Source organism: Acidovorax soli, from assembly GCF_014207955.1.
GTDB lineage: Bacteria > Pseudomonadota > Gammaproteobacteria > Burkholderiales > Burkholderiaceae_C > Acidovorax > Acidovorax soli_A.
In genome coordinates, this window is record NZ_JACHLK010000005.1 from 75,175 (window position 1) to 98,446 (window position 23,272).

Sequence of the window (23,272 nt, forward strand, 5' to 3'; positions counted from 1 at the left end):
CCCCGGAGGCGCCGGCCATGAATGCCAGCGTCTTCGTGGAGCTGCGGTTCTGGCTGCTGGTGATCTTCTCGCTGGTGCTGCCTGCGGGCATCTATGCGGCACTGCTGCGCATCCGCGCCATCTCGCGCAAGGCGGTGCTGTGCTTCGGCATCGCGCTGGTGCTGATTGCCGGGGTCGACGTCTACCTGCTGCAGAGCATGGCGGCGCTGGCGCGGCAGACGCTCTCGGCGGCCGATGACGCGGTGTTCGCCTCCGAGGTGTCGATCGCGCTCTACGTGCTGCCGGCGGTCTTTGGCGGCATCGGTGTCAACCTCATCTCGCATGTGCTGCTGCACCACCTGACCCAGGCCGAGAGGCGCTTCGAGCGGGAGCATCCCGGTGAGTGAACGCCAGGCGAGCAGCGCCATGAGCGGCACAGGCCAGATTGCGCACCAGCGTGGGCTGCTGATCCTGCTCCTGGGTATGCCCCTGTCTGCCAGTGCCCATGGCGCGGATGTCCTGCCGGTGGTGTATGCACACCTCGGCTCTGCCGCCGCATGCCTGCTGGCGCTCTGGTGGCTGCCGTTCCTGCGGCGCCACCGTTGGTGGGGGGCTGCCGGGTGTGCAGCGGGGGTGGTGCTGGCCGTCGGGTCCACCATGGACCTGCCTTTCCAGGCCCACAAGGGGCTGATCCTGGTTGCCGCGGCGTTCAGCCCCTTCATCGGGGGCATGGGCGTGGTGGGTCTGCGTCTTGCCTGGACGCGGCGGATGCGCGCAGGCGGGCCCCCCTCCTGAGCCCTGCGTCCCGTACGTCTGCCCGACCGCCCCAAAAACGACTTCCATCCATGCGCCGCCAGTACCTGTCCCCCACCTCGTCCGTCTCCGGTTCCGGTGAACTCGGTGGCCCCGCCTATTTGCCCAGGGGCCAGGCGCACCCTGGCTGCGCGCATTGCGATGCGCCGTTGCGGCCCTTCCTGAGGCTCGAACTTCCCAAGAGCGCGCAGGCCCCGGCCCAGGTGCTGTCGGTGCTGATGTGCGCCGGGCACAACGAGATCCCGTGCTTCGAGCCTTGGCGCCAACTGCCCCCTGCGTACTGGGACCAGGCCGAAGGCCATTGGCGTGCCTACCTGGTCGAGGCCGGCACGGGCCACGAGAGCGAGGGGCCTGCCTGCTTGCAGCGCCAGCCGATGGCATGGACGGCCGAACCCGCAGCCGATGCAGACGGCTGCATCGCGGTGGGCGGCGAGCCGCAATGGCTGCAGGACCCCGAGGCATTCACCTGTGCCTGTGGCGCGCCCATGCATTTCGTGGCCCAGGTCAGCGACTCCTACCGCTTTGCGCAGACCCCCGAGGCGCCCGAGCAGCCCGATGGCCCGTACGCAGACGGCTATGTGCTGTTCCTGGGCAACGAGGTGTACATCTTCGCGTGCAGCGCACGCTGCGATCCGCGGGCGGTGTGGATCACCGTCCAGAATTGAGGCGGGCCATGCTGTTGTTGGGACGCCGCCTGGCGTGGACCGCTGGCGCCTTGCTGGCCGCAGGCCTGGGGGCGGGCATGCCGCAGCGGGCGCATGCCCTGCCCACCTACGCCGAGGTGCGCCAGGACTTCCGGCCCTCCGACACCCTCATCCTCTCGCGCGAGGGCGAGGTGGTGCAGCGCCTGCGCACCGATGCCACGGTGCGCCGCGGCCAGTGGGTGGCGCTGGCCGACGTCTCGCCCGCGCTGCGTGCGGCCCTGGTGCTCAGCGAGGACAAGCGCTTCTACGAACACAGCGGCGTGGACTGGCGCGCCGCCTCGGCCGCGGCCTGGGGCAACCTGTGGAACCAGCGCACGCGCGGTGCGAGCACCATCACCATGCAGCTGGCCGGCCTGCTCGACGGCGACTGGCGCCAGGGCCCCGGGGGGCGCAGCGTGGTGCAAAAGCTCGGCCAGACCGTGGCCGCCCAGGTGCTGGACCGGCGCTGGCGCAAGGACCAGGTGCTGGAGGCGTATCTCAACCTGGTGCCGTTCCGCAGCGAGCTGGTGGGCATCGACGCGCTGAGCCGCACGCTGTTCGGCAAGGCCGCCCACGGCCTGGACGACCGCGAGGCCGCCGTGGCCGCCGCGCTGGTGCGCGCGCCCAATGCCCGGCCGGCGCTGGTGTCGCAGCGCGCCTGTGGCGTGCTGCGCGAGCTGCAGCAGCGCCCCGGCCAGGCCGCGGCGCGTGTGGACTGCGATGCGCTGGACCTGTTCGTCACCGCGGCCCTGCAGCGCCGGGCCTTCGACGCCAGCGAAGGCATCGCCCCGCACTTCGCGCGCTACCTGCTGCGCCAGCAGCAGGCCGTGCCGGGCGCGGCGCCCGTGCCCGAACAGGTGGCCAGCACCTTGCGCGCGCCCTTACAGCGTTTTGCCGTGCAGACCCTGGGCCAGCACCTGCGCGAGCTGCAGGGCCGCAATGTCGAGGACGGCGCCGTGCTGGTGCTCGACAACGCCACGGGCGCCGTGCTCGCCTGGGTGGGCTCCTCGGGCCAGCTCAGCCAGGCCGGCGAGGTCGATGGCGTGCTCGCGCTGCGCCAGCCGGGCTCCACGCTCAAGCCCTTCCTGTATGCCCAGGCGATTGCCGAGCGGCGCCTGACCGCCGCATCGCTGGTGGACGATTCGCCCGCGCACATCGCCACGGCCGGCGGCCTCTACATCCCGCAGAACTACGACCGCCAGTTCAAGGGCTGGGTCTCGGCACGCACCGCGCTGGCGGCCTCGCTCAATGTGCCGGCCGTGCGCACCCTGGTCATGGTCACGCCCGATGCCTTCCACCGCCAGCTCGGTGCTCTGGGCCTGCCGCTGCGCGAAAGCGGCGATTACTTTGGCTACAGCCTGGCCCTGGGCAGCCCCGAGGTGCCGCTCTTGCACCTGACCAATGCCTTCCGCAGCCTGGCCAACGGCGGCAACCGCGGTCCGGTGCGCCTGTGGCCGGGCCAGCCGGGGACGGCGCCGGTGCGGGCTATCGATGCCGGTGCGGCCTTCATCGTGGGCGACATCCTGTCCGACGGCAATGCGCGCTCGCGCACCTTCGGCACCGACAGCGTGCTCGCCACGCGCTTCTGGTCGGCTGTGAAGACCGGCACCAGCAAGGACATGCGCGACAACTGGGCGGTGGGCTGGTCCGAGCGCTACACCGTGGGCGTGTGGGTGGGCAACGCCAGCGGCGCGGCCATGCACGACGTGAGCGGCACCAGCGGCGCGGCGCCCATCTGGGCCGCGGTGATGGGCTTTTTGCATGCGCGCGAGCCTAGCCGGGCCCCCGCAGCCCCCAAGGGCCTGGTGCGCCAGGCCGTGCAGTTTGGCGCCTTGCCGGCGGCGCAGGAAGGGGTGGCGCCATCGCTGCCGCTGGAAGCGGCGCGCGAAGAGTGGTTCGTGCCCGGCACCCAGCAGGCCCGCTTTGCCATCGACGCGGGACCGCCCGGCGAATCCGTGGCCATCCCGCGTGGCGCCAGGCCCTCCCGTGCCGCAGCGAAGGCGGCGGATGCGGCCGACGAGCAGCCCCTGGCGCGCATCCTGGCCCCGGTGCCAGGCACCATCATCGCGCTCGACCCCGACATTCCGCCCGAGCGCCAGCGCCTGCAGTTCGTAGCCAGCGGCGGGCGCGACCTGCGCTGGCGCATCGACGGGCGCGAACAGGGCCGCGGCACGCGCGCGGCCTGGCTGCCCTGGCCTGGGCGGCACCAGCTGGAGCTGGTGGACGGGCGCGGCAAGGTGCACGACACGCTGCAGTTCGAAGTGCGGGGCGCGGGCGTGCGGGCGGCTGGCGCCAGCCCGCCAGCGCGCCGATAAGCGCCGCGAAAACCCGGCCTTTTCGTGCTATGCCTGGAATCCAGGCAACGTTACACTGTGTTGCAAATAACCGGGTCTGCATGACGCCTGCCCCGCAACGCACGCATGTCCATGCACTTCTCGCGCCAGTTTTTCTCGCACAGGCTGATCTGGCTGGCCCTGCTGGTGTCGCTGGGCATCGGCCTGCTGTCGGCGCGCACGGTCTGGACCATGCGGGCCGATGGCTGGGACTATGCGAGCCGCACCAATGCCAACCTGGCCAGCACGCTGGAGCGCAGCATTGGCGATTCGATCCGCTCGCTCGATGAGTCGCTCAAGGGTGTGGTCGCTGGGCTGGAGCGCCCCGAGGTCATGGCCCTGCCGCCCGAGATCCGCAGCGGCGTGCTGTTCGACAGCTCCCTGCAGGTGCCGGGAGCGGGTGCGGTGCTGGTGGTCGATGCCCAGGGCAACGTGGTGCTGCACTCTTCCACGCTGACACCGCAGCAGGCCAACTTCGCCGACCGCGACTACTTCCTGGCGCTCTCGAAGGACCCGCAACTCGGCCTGCATGTCGGGCGCCCCGTGCCTTCGCGCATGAGCGGGCGCGCCATCCTGCCGCTGACGCGGGCCTACCACCACCGCGACGGTTCGTTTGCCGGCGTCGTGGTGGGTGCCATCCGCCTGAGCTACTTCGATGGGTTGTTCGGCTCGCTGGACCTGGGGGCCGGCAGCAGCGTGGACCTGTACCGCACGGATGGGCTGCCCATCTCGCGCTTTCCCCGCGCCGCGGACGACGCCTACGCCAACATCGCCGGCACGGCGGCCCTGGCCCGGCTGCAGTCTGCCCCCGCAGGCACCCATGGCGCAGAGCCCGAAGGCGCTGGTGGCGCGCGCCACCTCCAGGCCTGGAAGCATGTGGGCAGCTACCCCCTGGTCGTGAACGTGGCGCAGTCCGGCGACACGGTGCTGGCCAAGTGGTACCGCAGCGCCTGGGTGCTCGGGCTGTTCTCGCTGCTGCTGATGGCCGGCTGCGTGGGCCTGGCCATGCTGTTCGTGCGCGAACTGCGGCGGCGCCAGGCCGTGAGTGCCGAGTTGCGCGTGGCCGAGCGCGACCGCCAGACCATCCTCGACAACCTGCCCTCGCTGGTGAGCTACTGGGATGCGGACCTCCACAACCGCTTTGCCAACAGCGCCTACGGCACCTGGTTCGGCGTGTCGCCCGAGCAATTGCGCGGCCGGCATTGCCGCGACCTGCTGGGCCCCGCCCAGTACGCGATGTGCGAGCCCTTCGTGCGCAGCGCGCTGCGCGGCGAGCGCCAGCTCTTCGAGTGCACCGTGGTCGACAAGGCCGGGGTGCAGCGCCATGCCCTGGTGTCCTATGTGCCCGACGTGGAAGGGGGTGCCGTGCGCGGCGTGTTCTCGCAGACCATCGACATCAGCGACCGCAAGCGCATGGAGGAGCAGCTGTTCGAGGAGAAGGAGCGCATCCGCCTCACGTTGCAGGCCATCGGCGATGCCGTGCTCTGCACCGATGCACAGGGCCAGATCACCTACCTCAACCCGGTGGCCGAGCGCCTGACCGGCTGGCAGGCCTTCGATGCCGCGGGCAGCCGCGTCGAGGCCGTGGTCCGGTTGCAGGAGCCGGGCACCGACAAGCCCCTGCCCAGCGCCCTGCACAGTGCCATCCAGGGCCACGCGCCCGAGACGCCGGTGCGCGGCGTGGTGCAGCACCGCACCTCGGGCCAGCGCTTCGAGGTCGAGGAAACGGCCCGCACCATCACCGACCGGCATGGCACGGTGACCGGTGCCGTGGCCGTGCTGCGCGACGTCACCGAGGCCGTGGCCATGCAGGCGCGCATGGCCCATCTGGCCCAGTACGATGCGCTGACCGACCTGCCCAACCGCCTGCTGCTGCAGGACCGCGCCCATCTGGCCGTGGCCCATGCGCGGCGCGATGGCCGTTGCCTGGCCGTGATGTACCTGGACCTGGATGGCTTCAAGGCCGTCAACGACCGGCTCGGGCACGACCTGGGCGACCGGCTGCTGGTGCAGTTCGCGCAGCGCCTCAAGGCCGCCGTGCGCGGGTCGGACACCGTGTGCCGCCAGGGCGGCGACGAGTTCGTGGTGCTGCTGCCGGGCCTGGATGGCGCGGAGGGCGCCTGCAGCGTGGCGCGCAAGATCCTGGCCGCTGCGGCCAGCCCCTTCGAGCTCGGGGGCGAGGCGCTGCGCATCGGCCTGAGCGGCGGCATCGCCATGTTCCCCGGGCATGGCGCCAGCTTCGAAGAGCTCACGCAGCATGCCGATGCCGCCATGTACGCCGCCAAGCGCGCGGGTCGGCTGCAGTTCATGCTGTATGCGGGCCCGGATACCGCACCGCAGCCGATCGGCCCGCCAGAGTCCGAGTAACGCGCCACCATCTTCCCGGGCCTGCCCAGCGCGGCCGGCGGCATGCGTCTATGCTCGGCGGTTCCGTCCGCTTTTTTCTTTGTTTCCCATGCATGCGCTCGCCCCGGTGTTGTTCGTCCTGATCTGGTCCACGGGCTTTCTGGCGGGGCGCGGCGTGGCCAGCCATGCCGACCCGTTCTGGTTCCTGGCCCTGCGGTTTGCCTGCGTGGCGGCCGCCTTCATCGGCGCGGCGCTGTGGGTGCGCGCGGCCTGGCCCCGGGGCGTGCGGCGCATCGCCATGCACCTGCTGGCCGGCGCGCTCATGAGCGGGCTGTACCTGGGGCCGAGCTGGTGGGCCATGTCCAAGGGGCTGGCGGCGGGCATCATGTCGCTCATCGGTGCGCTGCAGCCCTTGTTCACGGCGCTGCTGGCGGTGGTGGTGCTGGGGCGGCGCCTGTCGCCCGGCACCTGGGCCGGCCTGGCGCTGGGCTTTGGCGGCGTGGGCCTGGTGCTGCTGCCGCGCCTGCAGGCGGCCGATGCCAGCGCGCTTTCGCTGCCCGTGGTGCTGGTCGCGGCGGGCAGCATCTTCTCGCTCACCGTGGGCTCCATGGTGCAGAAGTCGCCGCTGGCCGCGGGCGATGACCTGCGCAGTGCCAGTGCCGTGCAGAACATCGGCGCGGTGCTCGTGCTGCTGGCCATGGCGGGCGTGGTCGGCCAGCCGCACTGGGACAACTCGGCCGCGCTCTGGGGCTACCTGGCCTTCTCGGTGCTGGTGCTGTCCATCGGTGGGGCCACGCTGCTGATCTGGCTCATGCGCCAGGGCGAGGCCACGCGCACCACGGCCCTGCTGCTGGCGGTGCCGCCGCTGTCGGCGCTGCAGGCCTGGTTCATCTTCGGCGAGACGCTCTCGGCCATCCAGCTCGTGGGCTTTGTCGTCGCCATCGCCGGCGTGGCGCTGGCGCGCAGGTGAGCCCCCGTGCAAAAATTTCAAGGCCTCCGTAAAAGCCTTCATGCCGCTGCACCGGGTGCGCGGCTACGATGGGCGCCGTCCTGACAACGCCTGAACCGAGGAAGCCCGTGCCCGATCTGTCCAAAATCACCTGCATCGAAGACCTGCGCGTGGTCGCCCAGCGCCGCGTGCCGCGCATGTTCTACGACTATGCCGATTCAGGCTCGTACACCGAGGGCACCTACCGCGCCAACACGGCCGAGTTCCAGTCCATCAAGCTGCGCCAGCGCGTGGCCGTCAACATGGAAGGGCGCAGCACCCGCACCACCATGCTGGGCCAGGACGTGGCCATGCCCGTGGCCATTGCACCCACGGGCCTCACGGGCATGCAGCATGCCGACGGCGAGATCCTGGGCGCACGCGCGGCCAAGGCCTTCGGCATCCCGTTCACGCTGTCGACCATGAGCATCTGCTCCATCGAGGACATCGCCGAGAACACCGGCCGCCACCCCTTCTGGTTCCAGGTCTACGTGATGCGCGACCGCGACTTCATCGAGCGCCTGATCGACCGCGCCAAGGCCGCCAATTGCTCGGCCCTGCAGCTCACGCTCGATCTGCAGATCCTGGGCCAGCGCCACAAGGACATCAAGAACGGCCTGTCCACCCCGCCCAAGCCCACGATCAGAAACCTGATCAACCTGGCGACCAAGCCGCAGTGGTGCATGGGCATGCTGGGCACGAAGCGCCGCACTTTCGGCAACATCGTCGGCCATGCCAAGGGCGTGGGCGACCTGTCCTCGCTGTCCTCGTGGACGGCCGAGCAGTTTGACCCGCAGCTCAACTGGGGCGACGTGGAGTGGATCAAGAAGCGCTGGGGCGGCAAGCTGGTGCTCAAGGGCATCATGGACGCCGAGGACGCACGCCTGGCCGTGGACAGCGGGGCCGATGCGCTGATCGTGAGCAACCATGGCGGGCGCCAGCTTGACGGTGCGCCCTCGTCCATCGCGGCGCTGCCGGGCATCGCCCAGGCAGTGGGCAAGGACATCGAGGTCTGGATGGATGGCGGCATCCGCAGCGGGCAGGACGTGCTCAAGGCCCGCGCCCTGGGCGCGCAGGGCACGCTGATCGGGCGCAGTTTCCTCTACGGCCTGGGCGCCTTCGGTGAGGCGGGCGTGACCCGTGCGCTGCAGATCATCCAGAAGGAACTCGATATCACCATGGCCTTCTGCGGCCACACCAACATCAACAACGTGGACCGCTCGATCCTGTTGCCGGGCACTTATCCCGCCTGAGCTCAGGTGGGCAGCGGCAGGTCCGCCAGCCGGCCCTCGAACAGGCGCGGCACATCGGGCGTGGCGTAGCGTGCCTGGTCATCCGGGTAGCTGCGCACCTCGCGCAGGCCCAGCCAGCGGCAGGCGCCCGCCAGGTCGTGCGTGATGGTCAGGCCCGCGAGCAGGGCACCATGCCAGCCCGTGGCCCGGCGCGCATGCAGGGCCTGCAGCAGCTGGCGCAGGTTGGCGGCTGCCACGCTGGGCGTGTTGCTGAACAGCGAATGCACATAGACCACGGGCGCGCTCTCGGCATGGTCGGCTGGCAGCAGGTGCGCGGTGGTGATGGCCCGCTCGTCCCAGCCCGTGTCGCGCAGCGCCTGGTAGTCGCCCGGTGCGATCACATAGCTCGCCGCATGGCCGCAGGCATGGCCGAAGCGGTCCGTCAGGCGCCAGTTCAGGTCGGGGAAGCGCCCGGCTGCCTCGCGCAGCAGCGCAGGCGCGGGGTACTTGCCCGTGGCGAACACGCGCTGCTGGAAGGCGATCACCTCGTTCTCGAACTGCGGCGACGCGAGGTTGCGCGCCAGTCCCTGGCCGGCACCGGTGTCGCGCAGCATGCGCTCGGGCTCGAACAGGGCCGCGTCCAGCGGGCTCTCGCCCGCATACCAGAAGCCTGCATGGAAGCGCGAGGGCAGCCCCAGGTTGGCGGCTGCCAGCACAGGCAGGGGCAACTGCAGCACCTCGGCCAGGCGGTGCAAGCCCCCTTCGGAGATGCTCGCGCCCCGGCCTTCCCAGCGCCGGTAGGCGCGCTCGTCCATGTCGAGCAGCGCGCCGAAGGCCGCCTGGGTCAGCCCCATGGCCTGGCGGCAACTGCGCAGCAGCTCGCCCAGGGACGCAAAGGTCTGCAGGCCTTGGGCGGGGGCGGTGGTGGCGCTCATGCCGAAGATTCTAGGAGCAGGCGCAACAGGGCGTGCCGTGTCCTGTGCAAGCCGGGCGCCACGCCCTAGGCTCGGGGGCACAGCGCCGGTCGAGGCGCGCCCCCTTCTTTCTGGAGACACCGTCCATGCCCTCTTTCCGTCCTGCCCTCTGGGCCGGCATCGTGCTGGCCACCGCCTTGCTAGCGGCTTGCAGCAGCAGCCCACCCACCGCGCCTGCGACCTCTCTGCTGGCGCCGGGCGTGCACCAGCAATCCACGCAGTCGCCGGTGGCCGACCCGGTGGCCGGCACAGCCAGCACGCGCGTGGCCTTCACGGTCTTTGTGCCTGAAACGCCGGGCCCGCACACCCTGGTGCTGATCGGCGGCGGCTTTGGCGAGCCCCGCACCGCAGCCCTGCCGGGCCCCGACAACGAACCTGCGGCCAGCTACTGGCGCCGCATGCAGCGCCAGATCCCCAAGCTCATGGCGCGCGGCCACGCGGTGATCTCCTTCGACTACCGCGGCCATGGCGACAGCGGCGGCGACCTGCGCATGCTGGACCCCGCGGCCGACATGCAGGACCTGCGCGCCATCATCGACTGGGCCGAGCGCCACCTGCACCTGGCACGCCGCGCCAGCAGCACGCGTGCCGACGACCCGCTGGTGGCCACCATGGGCGGCAGCTACGGCGGTGCCTACCAGCTGCTGCTGGCCCAGCTCGATCCGCGCATCGACGCCATCGTGCCCACCATGACCTGGAGCCGGCTCGACCACGACCTGCTGCCCGATGGTGTGGTCAAGAGCGGCTGGCTGCAGCTCGAATGCTTTCTCGGCCAGCGCGGCAAGGTGCGCGACGATGGCCGCTTCGTGAAGCTCTGCGGCCTGGCCAAGCCGCCCCAGCCGGCCACGCTCGATGCCGTGCCGCCGGCCGATGCGCGCGGTTACGTCGACTACCTGGCCGGCAGCGGCTGGCAGCCCTGGCTGCGCCAGCAGGCACCCGGCCGGGCCCGGCCCGTGGACGCCCTGCTGGTGCAGGCCGACGAGGACGTGCTGTTTCCGCTGAACGATGCGTTCGAGAACTACCGCAGCCTGAAGGCCCTGGGCGGCGATGTGCGCCTCATCACCGTGCGCGCCGGCCATGTCCACAGCCTGGCGGGCCAGAAGAACCAGGCCCCCGTGTGCGGCCAGGCCGTGCCCGATGCCTTCGACACCATGCTCGACTTTCTCGACGAAAAGCTGCGCAACGCCCCGCGCAAGGGCCTGCCGGTCGGCACGCTGTGTTTTGCCACGGGCGAGCGCAGCGCCGAGTGGCGCGCCGACCTGCCGCCCGATGCCGATCCCGCGTCGCCACGGGTCAATATCGCTGCCGTGGAGGTGGCTGGCGCGGCACCGGTGTTCGTGCCGCTGTCCACCCCCGTGCCCGCAGGGCAGGTGCTGCTGGGCGTGCCGCGCGCACGGCTCGATGTGGCGGGCGCGCCTGGCAGTGTGGCCCTGCTCGGCCTGGGCCTGCGCCGCACGGGCCAGCCACCCGTCCTGGTCTCTGGCCAGGTCACGGCCGTGCGGCCCGGCCAGGGGCGCGAGCTGGCACTGCCCGCCGTGGCCCAGGCGCTGCAGCCCGGCGATGAGCTGGGCGTGATGCTCTGGCCCACGCACCCGCAGTTCCAGCACATGAAAAGCGTGGTCGAGGCCGTGCCCGTGGGCGGCGTGCTGCCCGGCAATGCCGTGCGCGTGAGCGGCCAAGTGTGGCTGCCGGTGACGCCCAGCGGCGGAATCCGCTGAGCTTCGTGCGGCGGCCTTAGAACTTGTAGTTCAGCGCGGCCGTCACGCGGCGTGGCTCGCCCCAGAGGTAGCCGCCCGAGACGCTGGCGCTGGAGTAGTACTTCTTGTCCAGCGCATTGCTCACGTTCAGTTGCAGCGCCAGTTGCTCGCTGATCGCGTAGCGCGCCATCAGGTTCACCAGGGCATAGGCCGGCTGGCCGACGCGCTCGCGCAGCCCCGTGCCGGGGTTCACGGCCGTGGTCAGCAGGGTGCTTTGCCAGTTCACGCCGCCGCCCAGCGTGAGCTTGTTCCACGCGCCCGGCAGGGTGTAGCTGGAGAACAGCCGCAGCAGCTTGCGCGGGTGGTCCAGGGCCACGTCGGCGCGGGCGGCATCCCGGGCGGAGTAGTGGGTCCAGCTGGCGCTCAGGTTCCAGCCCGGTGCGATGCGGCCTGCAATCTCCATCTCGTAGCCCTTGGCGGTCACGCCCTTGGCCGCGTAGTAGGCCGCCGTCGTGGTGCCGGGCACGAAGAAGTCGCCATCGCGCACGGCGAAGTTGTCCTGCCGGACCTGGAACAGCGCGGCCGAGGCGTTGAGCTGGCCGTCCATGAACTCGCCCTTCACGCCCAGCTCGTAGTTCTTGCCCTTGAGCGGATCGAGGTAGTTGCCACTCCTGTCGCGCTGCGTCTGCGGCTTGAACACGTCGGTGTAGCTGGCATAGGCCGAGGTGTGCTCGTTCAGGTCGAACACCAGCCCGGCATAGGGCGTGAAGACGCCGCTCTCGCGCAGGTGCACCTCGGGCACGCCGCCGCCGGCCAGGTCGCGCCGCCAGTAGGTGGCGCGCCCGCCGAGAATGAGCTTGAGCGGGTCGGCCACCTGCAGCCGTGCGGCACCGTACACCCCCGTCTGCGTGGTGTGCGTGCCCTGGCCCCAGATGCGCTCGCCCATGGCCTGCTCGGGGAAGTTGCCGTCCCAGGTGATCAGGCTGGGCATGGCCTGGCTTTGGCCCGAGAGCACGGCGCGGTTGCTCCAGGCGCTGTCGCTGCGGCTGTGCGTCAGGCCGAAGGTGGCCTCGTGCGTGCGCCCCAGCAGCGTGAACGGGCCCGTGGCCGTCATGCCCACGGTGCGCTGGGTGGGCAGGGTCAGGTAGTGGTAGGGCCGACCGGTCTGGCCCAGGCCCGTGACGGGGTGCACCGTGTTGCCGGTGTTCCACAGCAGCTTGGACTCTTCTTCCTGGCGGTGGTAGTCGAGCACGGCGTTCACCACCCAGCGGTTGTCGAAGCGGTGCTGCAGCGTGGCGAAGGCCGTCTGCTCGGTGGTGTTCCAGAAGTTCCAGTGGGTGGCGATGGACTTGGAGCGGTCCCAGTGCGTGCGCGTGCCGTCCGAGAACCAGTAGGGCATGCCCACCCAGGTCAGGCCGTCGCGTCGGTCGCGCTGCTCGCTCAGGCCCACGTTCAGGCGCGTCTGCAGGCCCAGGTCGGCCTCCACCGTGCCGTACAGCGTGGTGTTGCGCGTGTGCTCCCAGTCGATGAAGGCGTCCTGCTCATTGGCATGGGCCACCAGGCGCGCGCGCACCGAGGCGTCGGCGTTCAAGGGCGTGGACAGGTCCACCGTGCCCGAGCGCTGGCCCCAGGAGCCCACCTGCACCGCGGCCGAGCCCGTGAACACCTTGCTTGCGGCCCGCTTGCGCACCAGGTTGATGGTGGCCGACGCATCGCCTGTGCCGGTGAGCAGGCCGGTGGCGCCGCGCAGCACGTCCACGCGGTCGTAGAGCACGGTGTTGGCCGTCTCGATGCCGATGTTGCCGGTGTCCACGGGGACGCCGTCGAACTGGAACTTGGAGACCGTGAAGCCGCGCACCGAGAGGTTGTTGCGCCCGCGGTCCAGCGCGTTCACCGACACGCCCGCCGTGTTGCGCAGCGCATCGGCCACGGTGGCCATGGCCTGTTCGTCCATGCGCTCGCGCGTGACCACCGAGATCGATTGGGGCGTGTCGCGCGGCGACAGGGTGAGGCCCGTGGCCGTGCGCGTGATCGGGGTGGTGTAGGAGCCGCTGCCCTCGGTCGGGCCCTCGCGCTCGGTCTGGGCCGTCACTTTGACTTCGCCCAGCGAGGCCGCCGGGGCACGGGCCGGCGCAGCGGGGGCAGGTTCCACTACAAAGGTCTTGCCGCCATCGGCGATGCGTGCGGCCAGGCCGGTGCCGGCCAGCAACTGCTCCAGCGCGCGCTGGGGCGTGAAACTGCCGCGCACGGCGGGCGCGGTGCGGCCCGCGGCCAGGCTGCTGGCGAACACCACCTGCACGCCCGAGCGCTGGGCCAGGGCGTTCAGGGCCTGGTCCAGCGGTGCGGCCGGCAGGTCCAGCACCACGGTGGGGGCGGCGGCCGCCGCAGAGGCCGGCGCGGGCTGCTGTGCATGCACGGCCAGGGCAAGCAGGCTGGCGAGCGCCAGCGCACTCCGGCGCAAGGGGGCAGGGCGGCGAAAGGCGGAATGCCGCGGGGGCAGGGTGTGCAGGGGCACGGAAATCTCCTCGGTGGTTCGCTGGTTCCAACAAAAAAAACAGACGTTCACGGGGGATGCCGTTCCTGGGGCCTGCCGACCCTACCTCCCAGGACAAAAAATTTTTTGCTACCGGCGATCAGGGCCGGGTGGCGCGGGGCTGCACCACCCGCTCCCCGCTCGGGCCTGACTCCACGCGCACCGGCAGAAAGCCCGGCAGCAGGGCCAGCAGCGCCTCGGCATTGGCCGTGCGGTACACGCCCGAGACCTCCAGCCGCGCCAGCGCGGCATCGCCCAGCCGCACGGGCTGGCCGCTGTAGCGCGCGATCTCGTCCAGCACCTCGGGCAGGGGCGTGCGCTGGAACACCAGTTGGCCCTGGCGCCAGGCCGTGGCATGGGCGCTGTTCACACGGGCCGTGCCATCGAGCTGGCCTGCATGCGCGCGCACCTGGTCGTCGGCCGCGAGGGTGGCGGCCAGCCCATCGGTGCCGGCGACGGCCACGCGGCCCCGCAGCACGGTCACGGTCACCTCGTCGGCCTGGCGGCGCACGTCGAAGGCCGTGCCCAGCACGCGCACCTGGGTGGCGCCCGCGTCCACGGTGAACGGCCGCCAGGTGGAGGGCTGCACATCGAACAAGGCCCGGCCCGCGTGCAGCGCCACCCGGCGCGAGCGCAGGTGGCGCGATACCGTGAGGCGGGTACCGGTGTCCAGCTCCACCCGGCTGCCGTCGGCCAGCTCCACGGTGCTGCGGCGGTCCGTCGGGGTGGCCACCTCTTCGGTGCGCCAGGCCGGGTCCTGCCAGGCGAGCAGGGCCGTGGCGGTCACCAGCAAGGCGGCGGCCAGGGGGCGCGCGATGCGGGTGGGGCGGGCCGAAGGCAGGGGGCCCAGCGCCTCGGGCGGCAGGGGAAAGCGCTCCTGCAGGGCGCTGCGGTGGCGCTCGATGGCGGCCTGCGCCGTGCCGTCCAGATCCGTGGCAGGCGCCGTGGGCAGGGGCGTGGCGGGAGCCGAAGGGCGGTTCATGCGGCCTCCCGCCACTGCGGCGCGCGCGCCCGGGCCAGGTGGGCGCGGCAGGCGGCCATGCCGGCATGCAGGTGCTTTTCCACCGCCTTGCGCGAGATGCCCAGGCGCAGCGCGACCTCGGCATGCGGCATGCCGTGGATCTTGTGCATCACGAACACCGTCTGGCAGCGCGGCGGCAGGGCGGCGATCGCTTCTTCGAGCCAGCGCAGTTCGCGCTGGGCATCGAGCACGCGTGCGGCATCGGGGGCATCGCTGTGCGGGTCGGGCAGCAGAGCGGCAGCCTCGATCCGGGCGCGGTAGGCGTCCTCGCTGCGGCAGCGGTCCACCGCCAGGTCGTGCGAGATGCGGCGCAGCAGCGCCAGCGGCACGCGCACCGGCGTGGCCGGCGGCTTTTCCATGACCTGCAGGCAGACGTCGTGCACCACCTCGCGCGCAAAGCCGGCGTCGCCAAAGCGGCGGCGCACATGGGCGACCAGCTCTTCGTAGTGGTGCGTCAGCGCACCCAGCAGGGACAAAGGGGCGTCGCGCAGCACGGGAGGGTGGAAATGGATCGGGGGCGGGTGGAGGGAGGTCTGGATTATATGAATGAGAACAATTCTCTTTTGAGAAGGGCTTGCGGAGGAGGACGCCGTCGCCGCCCTGCACGGCTGCCTTGCCCGTTGGTGTGGGCTGGCGACTGCGCCACGGCGCTATAACCGGTACATGACACTTGCATGGATGGCCTGGGCCTGGATTCCCCTCACCCTCTGGGCCGCGCTTGCGCAGACGGCGCGCAATGCGGCCCAGCGCTCCGTCACGGCCGAGCTGGGCACGCTGGCGGCCACGCTGGTGCGTTTTCTCTACGGCCTGCCGCTGGCCTCGGCCTGGGTGGCGGGGCTGACCTTCGTCGGCGTGGGCTATGGTGTCCCGCATTTCTCGCTGCCCTACGCCGCCTGGCTGGCCATGGGCGCGCTCACGCAGGTGGGGGCCACGGCCTTCTTGCTGCTGGCGATGAAGGAGCGCAACTTCGTGCTGGCCGTGGCCTATTCCAAGACCGAGGTGCTGCAGGTGGCGCTGTTCTCGGCCGTGCTGCTGCAGGAGCTGCCGGGCCCGCTGGCCTTTGGCGCCATGGCGCTGGCCACCGTGGGCGTGGTGCTGCTCTCGCTGCCGGCGGGCGGCTGGCGCGCGCTGCGCGCGGGGGAGGGCGGCAGCGGCAAGCTGGTGGTCTACGGTCTGGCCTCGGGGGCCTGCTTTGCGCTGGCCAGCGTGGGCTTTCGCGGGGCTTCGCTGGCCCTGGGCGAGGGCGTGGCGCCCTGGGTGGCGGGGGCTTGGGGCGTGTTCTGGGCCCAGTTGCTGCAGACCCTGGTGCTGGGCGGCTGGCTGCTGGCGCGCCAGCCTGGGGTGGCGGGCGCGATTGCACGCGCCTGGCGCCTGTCGGTGGTGGCCGGCTCCATGGGGGCGCTGGCCTCCATCGCCTGGTTCACGGCCTATGCCATGCGGCCGGCGTCCGATGTGCGCACCCTGGGGCTGGTCGAGGTGCTGTTCAGCTACCTGGTGTCGCGCCGCATGTTCCGCGAGAGCCTGTCGCGCACCGAAGGCATCGGCCTGGCCCTGGTGCTGGCGGGGCTGGTGGGCATCTGTGCCCAGTGGTAGCGAGCTGCCGATCAGGGAGCCGGAGGGGGCACGGCGGCCAGCCGCCGCAGTGTGGCCAGGTAGGCCACCACATCTTCGCGCTCCTGTGCATCGTCCAGGTGGTAGTCCATGGCCTGGCCCGGGATCAGCGCCTCGGGGTCGGTCAGCCAGGCCCGGAGCGTGGCGCGGGTCCACAGCAGCTTGCTGTCGCGCAGCGCGGGTGAGTAGTCAAAGTCCTTGAGGGCGCCCGCGCGGCGACCCACCACGCCCCGGTGGGCCGGGCCTTCGCGGTGGGCGTCGACGCTGTGGCAGCCGGCGCAGTGCTCCTGGTACACGGCGCGGCCGCGCTCCACCGATTGGGCGGATGCGTGGGAGCAGGCGACGCCCAGCAGGCTGGCCGCCAGTGCCGCAGTCCACAACCCTCTCATCTCACCGGACGCCATGGTGGGGGGGCCGCGGTGGCGTTGCGCTGGCGTGGGGTGGGGTGCGCTGGTTCATGGGCATGCGATTCGGATTGGGATTCGGAGTGGGGCCGGTGGCTATACGCAGCGCCGAGCCCGCTGGATGCAGCGACCGGGAGCCGCCGTGGCGGGCAATGCGCCGGTGCATCCAGTCGGCGGTTTGTGGCGTATTCACCGCATACACCTTGACCCCCACCGTGACCTCTGGCCAATCCCAGACAATGGGCGCATGAGCAGCACCCTCACCCCAGACAGTGAACTGATGTACCTCCTCGACCGCATCGCCGCACAGGACGACTCCGCGCTGAAAGCCTTGTACGAGAGCACCTCGTCCAAGCTGTTCGGCCTGGCGCTGCGCATCGTGCGTCACCGCGACCTGGCCGAGGACGTGCTGCAGGAGGCGTTCCTCAGCATCTGGCGCGGGGCGGGCAGCTACCGTGCCTCGCTCAGCCCGCCCATGGCCTGGATGGGGCTCATCGTGCGCAGCCGCGCCCTGGATGCGCTGCGCAAGCGTGCCTCGGACCGCAGCGACGTCACCAACGAGTTCGACGAGGAGCTGGCCCAGACCCTGGAGGGCGATTCGCCCAACCCCATGGACATCACCCAGGCCAGCGAACAGGCCTTTGCCCTGCACCAGTGCCTGGGCAAGCTGGACCACAAGCAGCGCGAGGTGGTGAGCCTGGCCTACCTGCGCGACCAGAGCCACAGCGAACTGGCCGAACAACTGCGGCTGCCTCTGGGCACGGTGAAGAGCTGGATCCGGCGCGGCCTGGAGCAGTTGCGCCAGTGCATGGCCCGCTACGTTTGACGAGGGCAGCATGAACCTCACCCAACACCCCGAATTGCTCGACCGCCTGGCGGCCAGCTATGCGCTGGGCACCCTGCGCGGCGGCGCACGCCGCCGTTTTGAAACCCTGGCCCGCGAGCACGCCGCCGTGCGTGCGGCGGCTCTGGTCTGGCAGACCCACTGGTCGGGCCTGGCCGAGCTGCAGGAACTGGCAAAGCCCGACGCCGCCGTCTGGACGCGTATCCACAACCTGGTGCAGGCCGAGCGCCAGGCCCAGGCCCTGCAGGCGGCACGCCAGGCGGGCGAGCCGGCCCTGCCGGTGTCCGCAGGGGCCGGAGGCTGGCTGCGCAGCCTGCTGCTGTGGCGCGGCGCGGCGGCCGCGGGCGCCCTGGCCACCGTGGTGGCCGTGGTGGTGGGCCTGCAGGTCAACGGCGGGCTGCGTGCCAGCAGCGGCGCCCAGATCGCCGAACTGCGCCAGCAACTGCAGGCCGCGCCACAGATCCAGTACGTGGCCGTGCTGGCCGACGACAAGGCCGCGGCCTCGATGCTGGTGACCTTCGACCCCAAGAACAACCGGCTCGAACTGCAGCGCGTGGGCGGCTTCCAGGAAGGGGCGGACAAGTCACTCCAGCTGTGGGCGCTGCCGCCCGCAGGCGGCCCGCGCTCCCTGGGGGTGCTGGGCCAGGAGCGGCTGCTCAACCTCACGGCCGGCGAGGCCGACGTGCGCCAGGTACCGGCCCTGGCCATCAGCCTGGAGCCCAAGGGCGGCGTGCCCAGCGCGGGCGGGCCCACCGGGCCGGTGCTGTTCAAGGGCGAGTTGATTCAGCGCATGCTGTAAACGAAGCACCTCCTGAGGCGCTTCGCGCCTCGGTGCGTCCGCCGGAGGCGGCCGCTCTTCGGGCACGTCCAAGCCTGCGCAGGCAGGCTTGGAGCCGCGGCCCTCAGCCCCTCTCTCGACTCGCTGCGCGAGTCGGGAGGGGGACGCCCCCAGTGCGGCGGGGCGGCCCTTGCACGGGGGCACTGGCTTTGGCCGCGCCAGTTTCGCAGGCCTGTGGGCTGGCGGCAGCTGCCCCTCGACAAAGGGTCGAACAAAAATATCTGTGGTTTTTGAATCCGTGGCGCACCAGATTGCGTAAGTAGGGAGCAACATCCCCTTACATCACTTTTTGTGCTGGAGCCCTCGATGAAACACAGGCGTCCATTTTTCGCGTTCGCGGCCCTGGCCATGGCGGCCGGGCTGGCCCATGCCGATACCGGCAAGCTGCGGCTCACCGGTGGCGTGAACACCATTGCCGGGTCGGCCGGTGGGGGGCTCACGCCCTGGGCCGTGATCGGCAGCAACGCCACCGAGGGCGAGGTCGGTTTCAGCGGCTACGCCACGCGGGCCGGTACGCGGGACTACGGCCTCACCGGCTACGGTGTGGCCGTGGGGCTGTTCGACCGGGCCGAGCTGTCCCTGGCGCGGCAGGATTTCGATGCATCGCCCGCCCTGGCGCTCAACGGGGTGGCGGCTTTCGGGGTCACCCCGGGCCAGCACATCAAGATGGACGTGGTCGGGCTCAAGTTCAAGGTGGCCGGCGACGCGGTGCTCGATGCCGACAGCTTCATGCCGCAGATCGCCGTGGGCATCGAGCACAAGCGCGCCCACCCGGGCTCCATCCAGTCGGTCTACAACTTCCTCGGGGTGAAGAACAACGGCACGGACGTCTATGTCAGTGCCACCAAGCTCTTCCTGGCCCAGAGCCTGCTGGTCAATGCCACTTTGCGCTCCACCAACGCCAACCAGAACGGCCTGCTGGGCTTTGGCTCGGCCGCGCCCGGCAAGAACGGGCGCAGCCTGCAGCCCGAATTCTCTCTGGCCTACCTGCTGCGCCGCGACCTGGCCGTGGGGGCCGAATACCGCTTCAAGCCCAACAACCTGCAGGCCCTGGGCGCTGCGGCCGGCCTGGGCGCCGGGCTGCGCGAGGACGACTGGAAAGACATTTTCATCGCCTGGGCCCCGAGCAAGCATTTCTCGCTCACGCTGGCCTATGTGGACCTGGGCCGCATCGCGCCCGGCGTGACCCAGGGCCGCCGCCAGACCGGCTACTACCTCTCGGCACAGGCCGCCTTCTGACCCCCGGCATTTCTGGAGACAGCCATGAAAAAGACCCTGATGGCCTTGGGCCTCGCCTGCGCCAGCCTGCTGGCGCTGCCCGCGCTGGCCCAATCCGCAGCCCCTGCCGGCCTGTACCAGGCGCTGGGCGAGAAGGCCGGCATCGACCGCCTGGTGGACGACTTCGTCAACCGCGCCGTGAAGGACCCGCGCATCGGCGCGCACTTCAAGGACACCAAGCCCGCCGCGCTCAAGGAAAGCCTGGCCGACCAGTTCTGCCAGCTCAGCGGCGGGCCTTGCAAATACGAGGGCGCCGATATGAAATCGGCCCATGCCGACATGCAGATCAACAAGGGCCACTTCCATGCGCTCGTCGAGGTGCTGCAAAGCGCCATGGACGCGCAGGGCATTCCCTTTGCGCAGCAGAACCGCCTGCTGGCCCTGCTGGCGCCCATGCACCGCGACGTAATCACAGTCAAGTGAACCCCCTGAGTCGCTTCGCGCCTTCCCCCCTAAGGGGGACGCCCCCAGCGCGGCGGGGCGGCCCTTGCGCGGGGGCACTGGCCTTGGGCGCGCCAGTTTCATGCGATGTGGGCGGGGCAATGTGATGATCAACCAAGAGGGACTTCTATGATCAAGGTGACAAAAAACGCACTCTTTGCCTTCGCTGCCTGCGCCGTTGCCACCGGCGCCCTGGCCGGCAACGTCCAGATCCAGGTGCTGGACAAGGACGGCAAGCCCGTGCCCGATGCCGTGGTGGTGGTCTACCCGACCGCCGGCAGCGCTGCTGCGCCCACCCTGGTGCCCGCGAGCCCGGTGATCGAGCAGGAGAAGATGCGCTTCGTGCCCGCGGTGACGGTGGTGGTGCCCGGCACCACGGTGCGCTTCACCAACCAGGACCGCTGGGACCACCATGTGCGCGGCAACGCCGCCACGCCCGCTGCCAGCGCCTCGCCCGGCACCGGTGGCTTTGAACTGCGCCTGGCCGGCAAGACCGACGGCAAGCCCTCGAATTTCGCCGACGTGAAGCTCGACACCGCGGGTGTGGTGCTGCTGGGCTGCCACCTGCATGGCTCCATGCGCGGCCACGTGTTCGTGACCGACTCGGCCTGGACGCTCAAGACCGACGACAACGGCATTGCCCGCTTTGCCGCTGTGCCCGAGGGGGCTGCACAGGTGCGTGTGTGGCATGCCGAGCAGCTCGTGGACCTGCCGCGCAAGGCCTTGCAGGTGGTGGCCAGCCCGGTGCTCGATACGGTGCAACTGAGCGTGGTGCCGCGCGTGCGCCGTGCACCGCCGCCTTCCACCGCGCCAGGCGGCCCCATGGGCTCGTACAGCCTGGTGCAACCGGCCCACCAGCACACCCACTGACGCGCGGGCGCGGGGTGCGGGCTGCGTCAGCGGTTCAGTGCCACCTCGGCCGCGGCGGGCGGGGGCATGCTGCCGTCGGTGGGCAGGGCCTGCAGGTAGGCGTACAGGGCGCGCGCATCCACATCGCTCAACTGGCCCAGGGACTCGAAGGGCATGACCTGGATGGGCGTGCCATCGGGCCGCTTGCCGTTGCGCAGCATGGCCACGAAGCTGTCCGCCGTGGGGTAGCGCGCCATGGAGCTGTCCTTGCCGGGGCGGATGTCGGCGGCCGCCGGCCAGTCCGGCGGGCCGCCAGGAATCTTGCCGCCCGCCAGGTTGGCGCCATGGCAGCCGATGCACATGTTGGCCACGTACTGGCCGTTGGCCACCGTCACGCCGGCCGGCACGGGGCGCGAGGGCGCCAGCTGGTGGTCGATGCGCCCGGCCGCGTCGGGAATCACGCCCAGGCCGTACAGCACCCAGGCCGGGCGCGGCAGCTCGATGGCGGCGGGCGTGCCGCCTTCCTTGGCGGGCAACTGGCGGATGTAGGAGACCAGGGCGTTCAGGTCGTCGTTGGTCAGGCGGTTGTAGTCTTCGCTGGGCATCACCAGCAGCGGGCGGCCATTGGGCTTGACGCCGTGGCGGATGGCGCTGTTCCAGTCCTCGGGCTGGTAGCGGGCCACCACGCCGGCCGCCGTGATGTTGGGGCCGGCCAGGCGCGTGCCCTTGCCGTCGTTGACGAACTCGCGGCCCGTGCCGCTGGCGCCATGGCAGTCGGTGCAGCCGCGAGAGGCGAACAGGTAGCGCCCGCGCTCGACGGTCTGCGCCTCGGTCGTGTAGGCCACGGGCCGGGGCTTGATGTCGATGTAGCGGTTGCGCTTTTGCTCGGCCAGGTACAGGCCGGTGGCGGCCGTGGCGGCGACCAGCACACCCAGGATGAGGGCGCTGCCGGCGGTCCATTGGATCCAGCGTTTCATGGTGGGAAAGCCTTGTAGGAATGTCTTCGGAATCTCGATGGGGCGGATTCTGAAGTCCGGAAGGCGGTTTGGCGCAGGGCGTGCGCCAGGCTCCGGCAGCCCTGGTGACATATGTCACGCAGATCCCGTAAAGTGAGATCCCCCTGAGCCGCTTCGCGTCTTCCCCCTCTCTCGCATTGCTGCGCAATGCGGGAGGGGGACGCTCCCGGTGCGGCGGGGCGGCCCTTGCACGGGAGCACTGGCTTCGATCGCGCCAGTCGCAAAGGCAGGTAGCGGGGCATGCTTGGAGGCCCCTTACCAACTTTCGTGTTCGCTCAGCGCTCGATGGTCTTGTTCCAGCGCGTGTTCCAGGCGGGGCGGTTGGCGTTCACGGCGTCCCAGTCCAGCGTCACGGCGTTCTTCATCCACTGGCTGATCTGGGCCACCTGGGCCGCGCCTTCGCCCACGGCCGGGGTCTTTGGGTTGGTGGGGATCTGTGCGCCGAACTGCAGCACATTGGCCTGGGCCAGCGGGCTCAGCAGGAACTCGGCGAGCTTTTGCGCCAGCTCGGGCTCGCTGTTGTTGGCGATCACGCACTGGCCGACCATGAGCACGACCGAACCTTCCTTGGGCTGGGCGTACTCCACGGGGATGCCCTTGGTCTTGAGCGCGGCCACGGCCGTGGGGGTCAGCGGGAACATCGCGGCCTCGCCGGTCTGCACCATCTCGGAGATCTTGGCCGAGCTCGGGATGTACTCGAGCACGTTCGGGCCGATGGTCTTGGCCCAGTTGTTGAAGCCCGGCTCCACGTTCTTGTCGTTGCCGCCCTGGATGCGGTTGAACATCAGAAAGCCGTGCAGCCCGAAGGACGACGAGGGCATGGACTGGAACACCACCTTGCCCTTGTACTTGGGGTCGGCAAAGTCCATCCACGAAGTGGGCGGTGCCCAGCCCTTCTCGGTGAACATCTTGGTGTTGTAGGCAATGCCCGTCATGCCCAGGCTCACGCCGCTGGCCAGGTCGTCCTTGAAGCGCGCGGCCGGGTAGATCTCGGCCAGGTGCGGGTTGGGGCGCTGCTTCTGGCACAGGCCCATGCCCATGGCGCGCACCATGATGCCGTCGTCGAGGAACATCACGTGCATCTGCGGCTTGTCCTTGTTGGCCTGGGCCTTGGCCAGGATGTCCGAAGACGTGCCCGGCACCACCACCACCTTGGCGCCATGCAGCTTCTCGAACGCCGGGAAGACGTACTGGGTGTACGCCTTCTCCATCGTGCCGCCGTTCATGCCGATGTAGATCGTTTTCGTCTGCGCCCCGGCCACGCCGCTGGCGGCCAGCGCCGCCGTTGCGGCGGCCGTGAACAGGGCACGGCGCAGGAATGAAGTCTGGCGAGAAGAGGTCATGGGTCTTTCCTTTCTGGGGGTTGAACGGTAGCGGTCAATGCAAAGGGAA

The 23,272-nt window shown here is 70.6% G+C and carries 21 protein-coding genes; 14 read left to right on the forward strand and 7 right to left on the reverse strand.

Annotation, left to right across the window (positions count from 1 at the left end; genetic code table 11):
• Positions 1-17: 17 nt before the first annotated feature.
• The 7 genes from HNP48_RS14340 (at position 18) to HNP48_RS14370 (ending at position 8,395) form a co-directional block, all read left to right on the forward strand.
• Positions 18-386 (forward strand): hypothetical protein, encoded by a 369-nt coding sequence (locus HNP48_RS14340; protein ID WP_184857997.1) that lies wholly within the window; start codon positions 18-20, stop codon positions 384-386.
• A gap of 19 nt (positions 387-405) precedes the next feature.
• Positions 406-774 (forward strand): hypothetical protein, encoded by a 369-nt coding sequence (locus tag HNP48_RS14345; protein WP_184857999.1) that lies wholly within the window; start codon positions 406-408, stop codon positions 772-774.
• A 50-nt stretch (positions 775-824) separates the two neighbouring features.
• Entirely contained in the window at positions 825-1,457 is a 633-nt protein-coding gene (locus HNP48_RS14350) for a hypothetical protein (protein WP_184858001.1), read from the forward strand.
• Positions 1,458-1,465: 8 nt separating this feature from the next.
• Positions 1,466-3,790 (forward strand): penicillin-binding protein 1C, encoded by a 2,325-nt coding sequence (pbpC, locus tag HNP48_RS14355; RefSeq protein WP_409362557.1) that lies wholly within the window; start codon positions 1,466-1,468, stop codon positions 3,788-3,790.
• Positions 3,791-3,901: 111 nt separating this feature from the next.
• Positions 3,902-6,175 carry a diguanylate cyclase domain-containing protein gene (locus HNP48_RS14360; protein ID WP_184858609.1) on the forward strand — a complete coding sequence of 758 codons (2,274 nt, stop codon included), beginning with the start codon at positions 3,902-3,904 and terminating at the stop codon, positions 6,173-6,175.
• A gap of 88 nt (positions 6,176-6,263) precedes the next feature.
• Positions 6,264-7,124, forward strand: a complete 861-nt coding sequence (locus HNP48_RS14365) for a DMT family transporter (protein WP_184858003.1) — start codon at positions 6,264-6,266, stop codon at positions 7,122-7,124.
• Between the two features lie 107 nt (positions 7,125-7,231).
• Entirely contained in the window at positions 7,232-8,395 is a 1,164-nt protein-coding gene (locus HNP48_RS14370; protein ID WP_311773827.1) for an alpha-hydroxy acid oxidase, read from the forward strand.
• 2 nt (positions 8,396-8,397) lie between these two features.
• Here the strand turns inward: HNP48_RS14370 and HNP48_RS14375 are convergent, their stop codons facing one another.
• On the reverse strand, positions 8,398-9,309 hold the full coding sequence (locus HNP48_RS14375) for a helix-turn-helix domain-containing protein (RefSeq protein WP_184858007.1): 912 nt from the start codon (positions 9,307-9,309) through the stop codon (positions 8,398-8,400).
• A gap of 125 nt (positions 9,310-9,434) precedes the next feature.
• On the opposite strand from HNP48_RS14375, the gene HNP48_RS14380 reads away from it, so the two are divergent.
• Positions 9,435-11,066: an alpha/beta hydrolase gene (locus tag HNP48_RS14380; RefSeq protein ID WP_184858009.1), complete on the forward strand. Its 1,632-nt coding sequence runs from the start codon at positions 9,435-9,437 to the stop codon at positions 11,064-11,066.
• A 16-nt stretch (positions 11,067-11,082) separates the two neighbouring features.
• Here HNP48_RS14380 and HNP48_RS14385 read toward each other — a convergent pair whose 3' ends face one another.
• The 3 genes from HNP48_RS14385 to HNP48_RS14395 form a co-directional block, all read right to left on the reverse strand.
• Positions 11,083-13,560 (reverse strand): TonB-dependent siderophore receptor, encoded by a 2,478-nt coding sequence (locus HNP48_RS14385; protein ID WP_184858011.1) that lies wholly within the window; start codon positions 13,558-13,560, stop codon positions 11,083-11,085.
• Positions 13,561-13,678: 118 nt separating this feature from the next.
• Positions 13,679-14,560, reverse strand: coding sequence for a FecR family protein (locus HNP48_RS14390; RefSeq protein WP_184858013.1), 882 nt, complete (start codon positions 14,558-14,560; stop codon positions 13,679-13,681).
• Positions 14,557-15,093, reverse strand: coding sequence for an RNA polymerase sigma factor (locus HNP48_RS14395; RefSeq protein ID WP_184858015.1), 537 nt, complete (start codon positions 15,091-15,093; stop codon positions 14,557-14,559). Before HNP48_RS14395 ends, HNP48_RS14390 begins: the two co-directional genes overlap by 4 nt.
• 169 nt (positions 15,094-15,262) lie before the next feature.
• Between HNP48_RS14395 and HNP48_RS14400 the strand changes: the two genes are divergently transcribed.
• The gene (locus HNP48_RS14400; RefSeq protein ID WP_184858017.1) at positions 15,263-16,192 is read left to right on the forward strand and encodes a DMT family transporter; all 930 of its coding nucleotides are present in this window, start codon (positions 15,263-15,265) and stop codon (positions 16,190-16,192) included.
• A gap of 11 nt (positions 16,193-16,203) precedes the next feature.
• Here the strand turns inward: HNP48_RS14400 and HNP48_RS14405 are convergent, their stop codons facing one another.
• Positions 16,204-16,614 carry a c-type cytochrome gene (locus HNP48_RS14405; protein WP_260420236.1) on the reverse strand — a complete coding sequence of 137 codons (411 nt, stop codon included), beginning with the start codon at positions 16,612-16,614 and terminating at the stop codon, positions 16,204-16,206.
• A 247-nt stretch (positions 16,615-16,861) separates the two neighbouring features.
• On the opposite strand from HNP48_RS14405, the gene HNP48_RS14410 reads away from it, so the two are divergent.
• The 5 genes from HNP48_RS14410 (at position 16,862) to HNP48_RS14430 (ending at position 20,885) form a co-directional block, all read left to right on the forward strand.
• Positions 16,862-17,440, forward strand: a complete 579-nt coding sequence (locus HNP48_RS14410) for an RNA polymerase sigma factor (RefSeq protein WP_184858019.1) — start codon at positions 16,862-16,864, stop codon at positions 17,438-17,440.
• Positions 17,441-17,450: 10 nt separating this feature from the next.
• Positions 17,451-18,257, forward strand: coding sequence for an anti-sigma factor domain-containing protein (locus HNP48_RS14415; protein WP_184858021.1), 807 nt, complete (start codon positions 17,451-17,453; stop codon positions 18,255-18,257).
• Positions 18,258-18,602: 345 nt separating this feature from the next.
• Positions 18,603-19,535 carry a DUF3034 family protein gene (locus HNP48_RS14420; protein ID WP_184858023.1) on the forward strand — a complete coding sequence of 311 codons (933 nt, stop codon included), beginning with the start codon at positions 18,603-18,605 and terminating at the stop codon, positions 19,533-19,535.
• Between the two features lie 24 nt (positions 19,536-19,559).
• Positions 19,560-19,997: a group 1 truncated hemoglobin gene (locus HNP48_RS14425; RefSeq protein WP_184858025.1), complete on the forward strand. Its 438-nt coding sequence runs from the start codon at positions 19,560-19,562 to the stop codon at positions 19,995-19,997.
• 147 nt (positions 19,998-20,144) lie between these two features.
• On the forward strand, positions 20,145-20,885 hold the full coding sequence (locus HNP48_RS14430; RefSeq protein WP_260420237.1) for a plastocyanin: 741 nt from the start codon (positions 20,145-20,147) through the stop codon (positions 20,883-20,885).
• Positions 20,886-20,911: 26 nt separating this feature from the next.
• Here HNP48_RS14430 and HNP48_RS14435 read toward each other — a convergent pair whose 3' ends face one another.
• Together HNP48_RS14435 and HNP48_RS14440 are read right to left on the reverse strand one after the other, a co-directional pair.
• Positions 20,912-21,841 (reverse strand): c-type cytochrome, encoded by a 930-nt coding sequence (locus HNP48_RS14435; protein ID WP_184858027.1) that lies wholly within the window; start codon positions 21,839-21,841, stop codon positions 20,912-20,914.
• A 314-nt stretch (positions 21,842-22,155) separates the two neighbouring features.
• Positions 22,156-23,223: an ABC transporter substrate-binding protein gene (locus tag HNP48_RS14440; RefSeq protein WP_184858029.1), complete on the reverse strand. Its 1,068-nt coding sequence runs from the start codon at positions 23,221-23,223 to the stop codon at positions 22,156-22,158.
• Positions 23,224-23,272 lie beyond the last annotated feature (49 nt).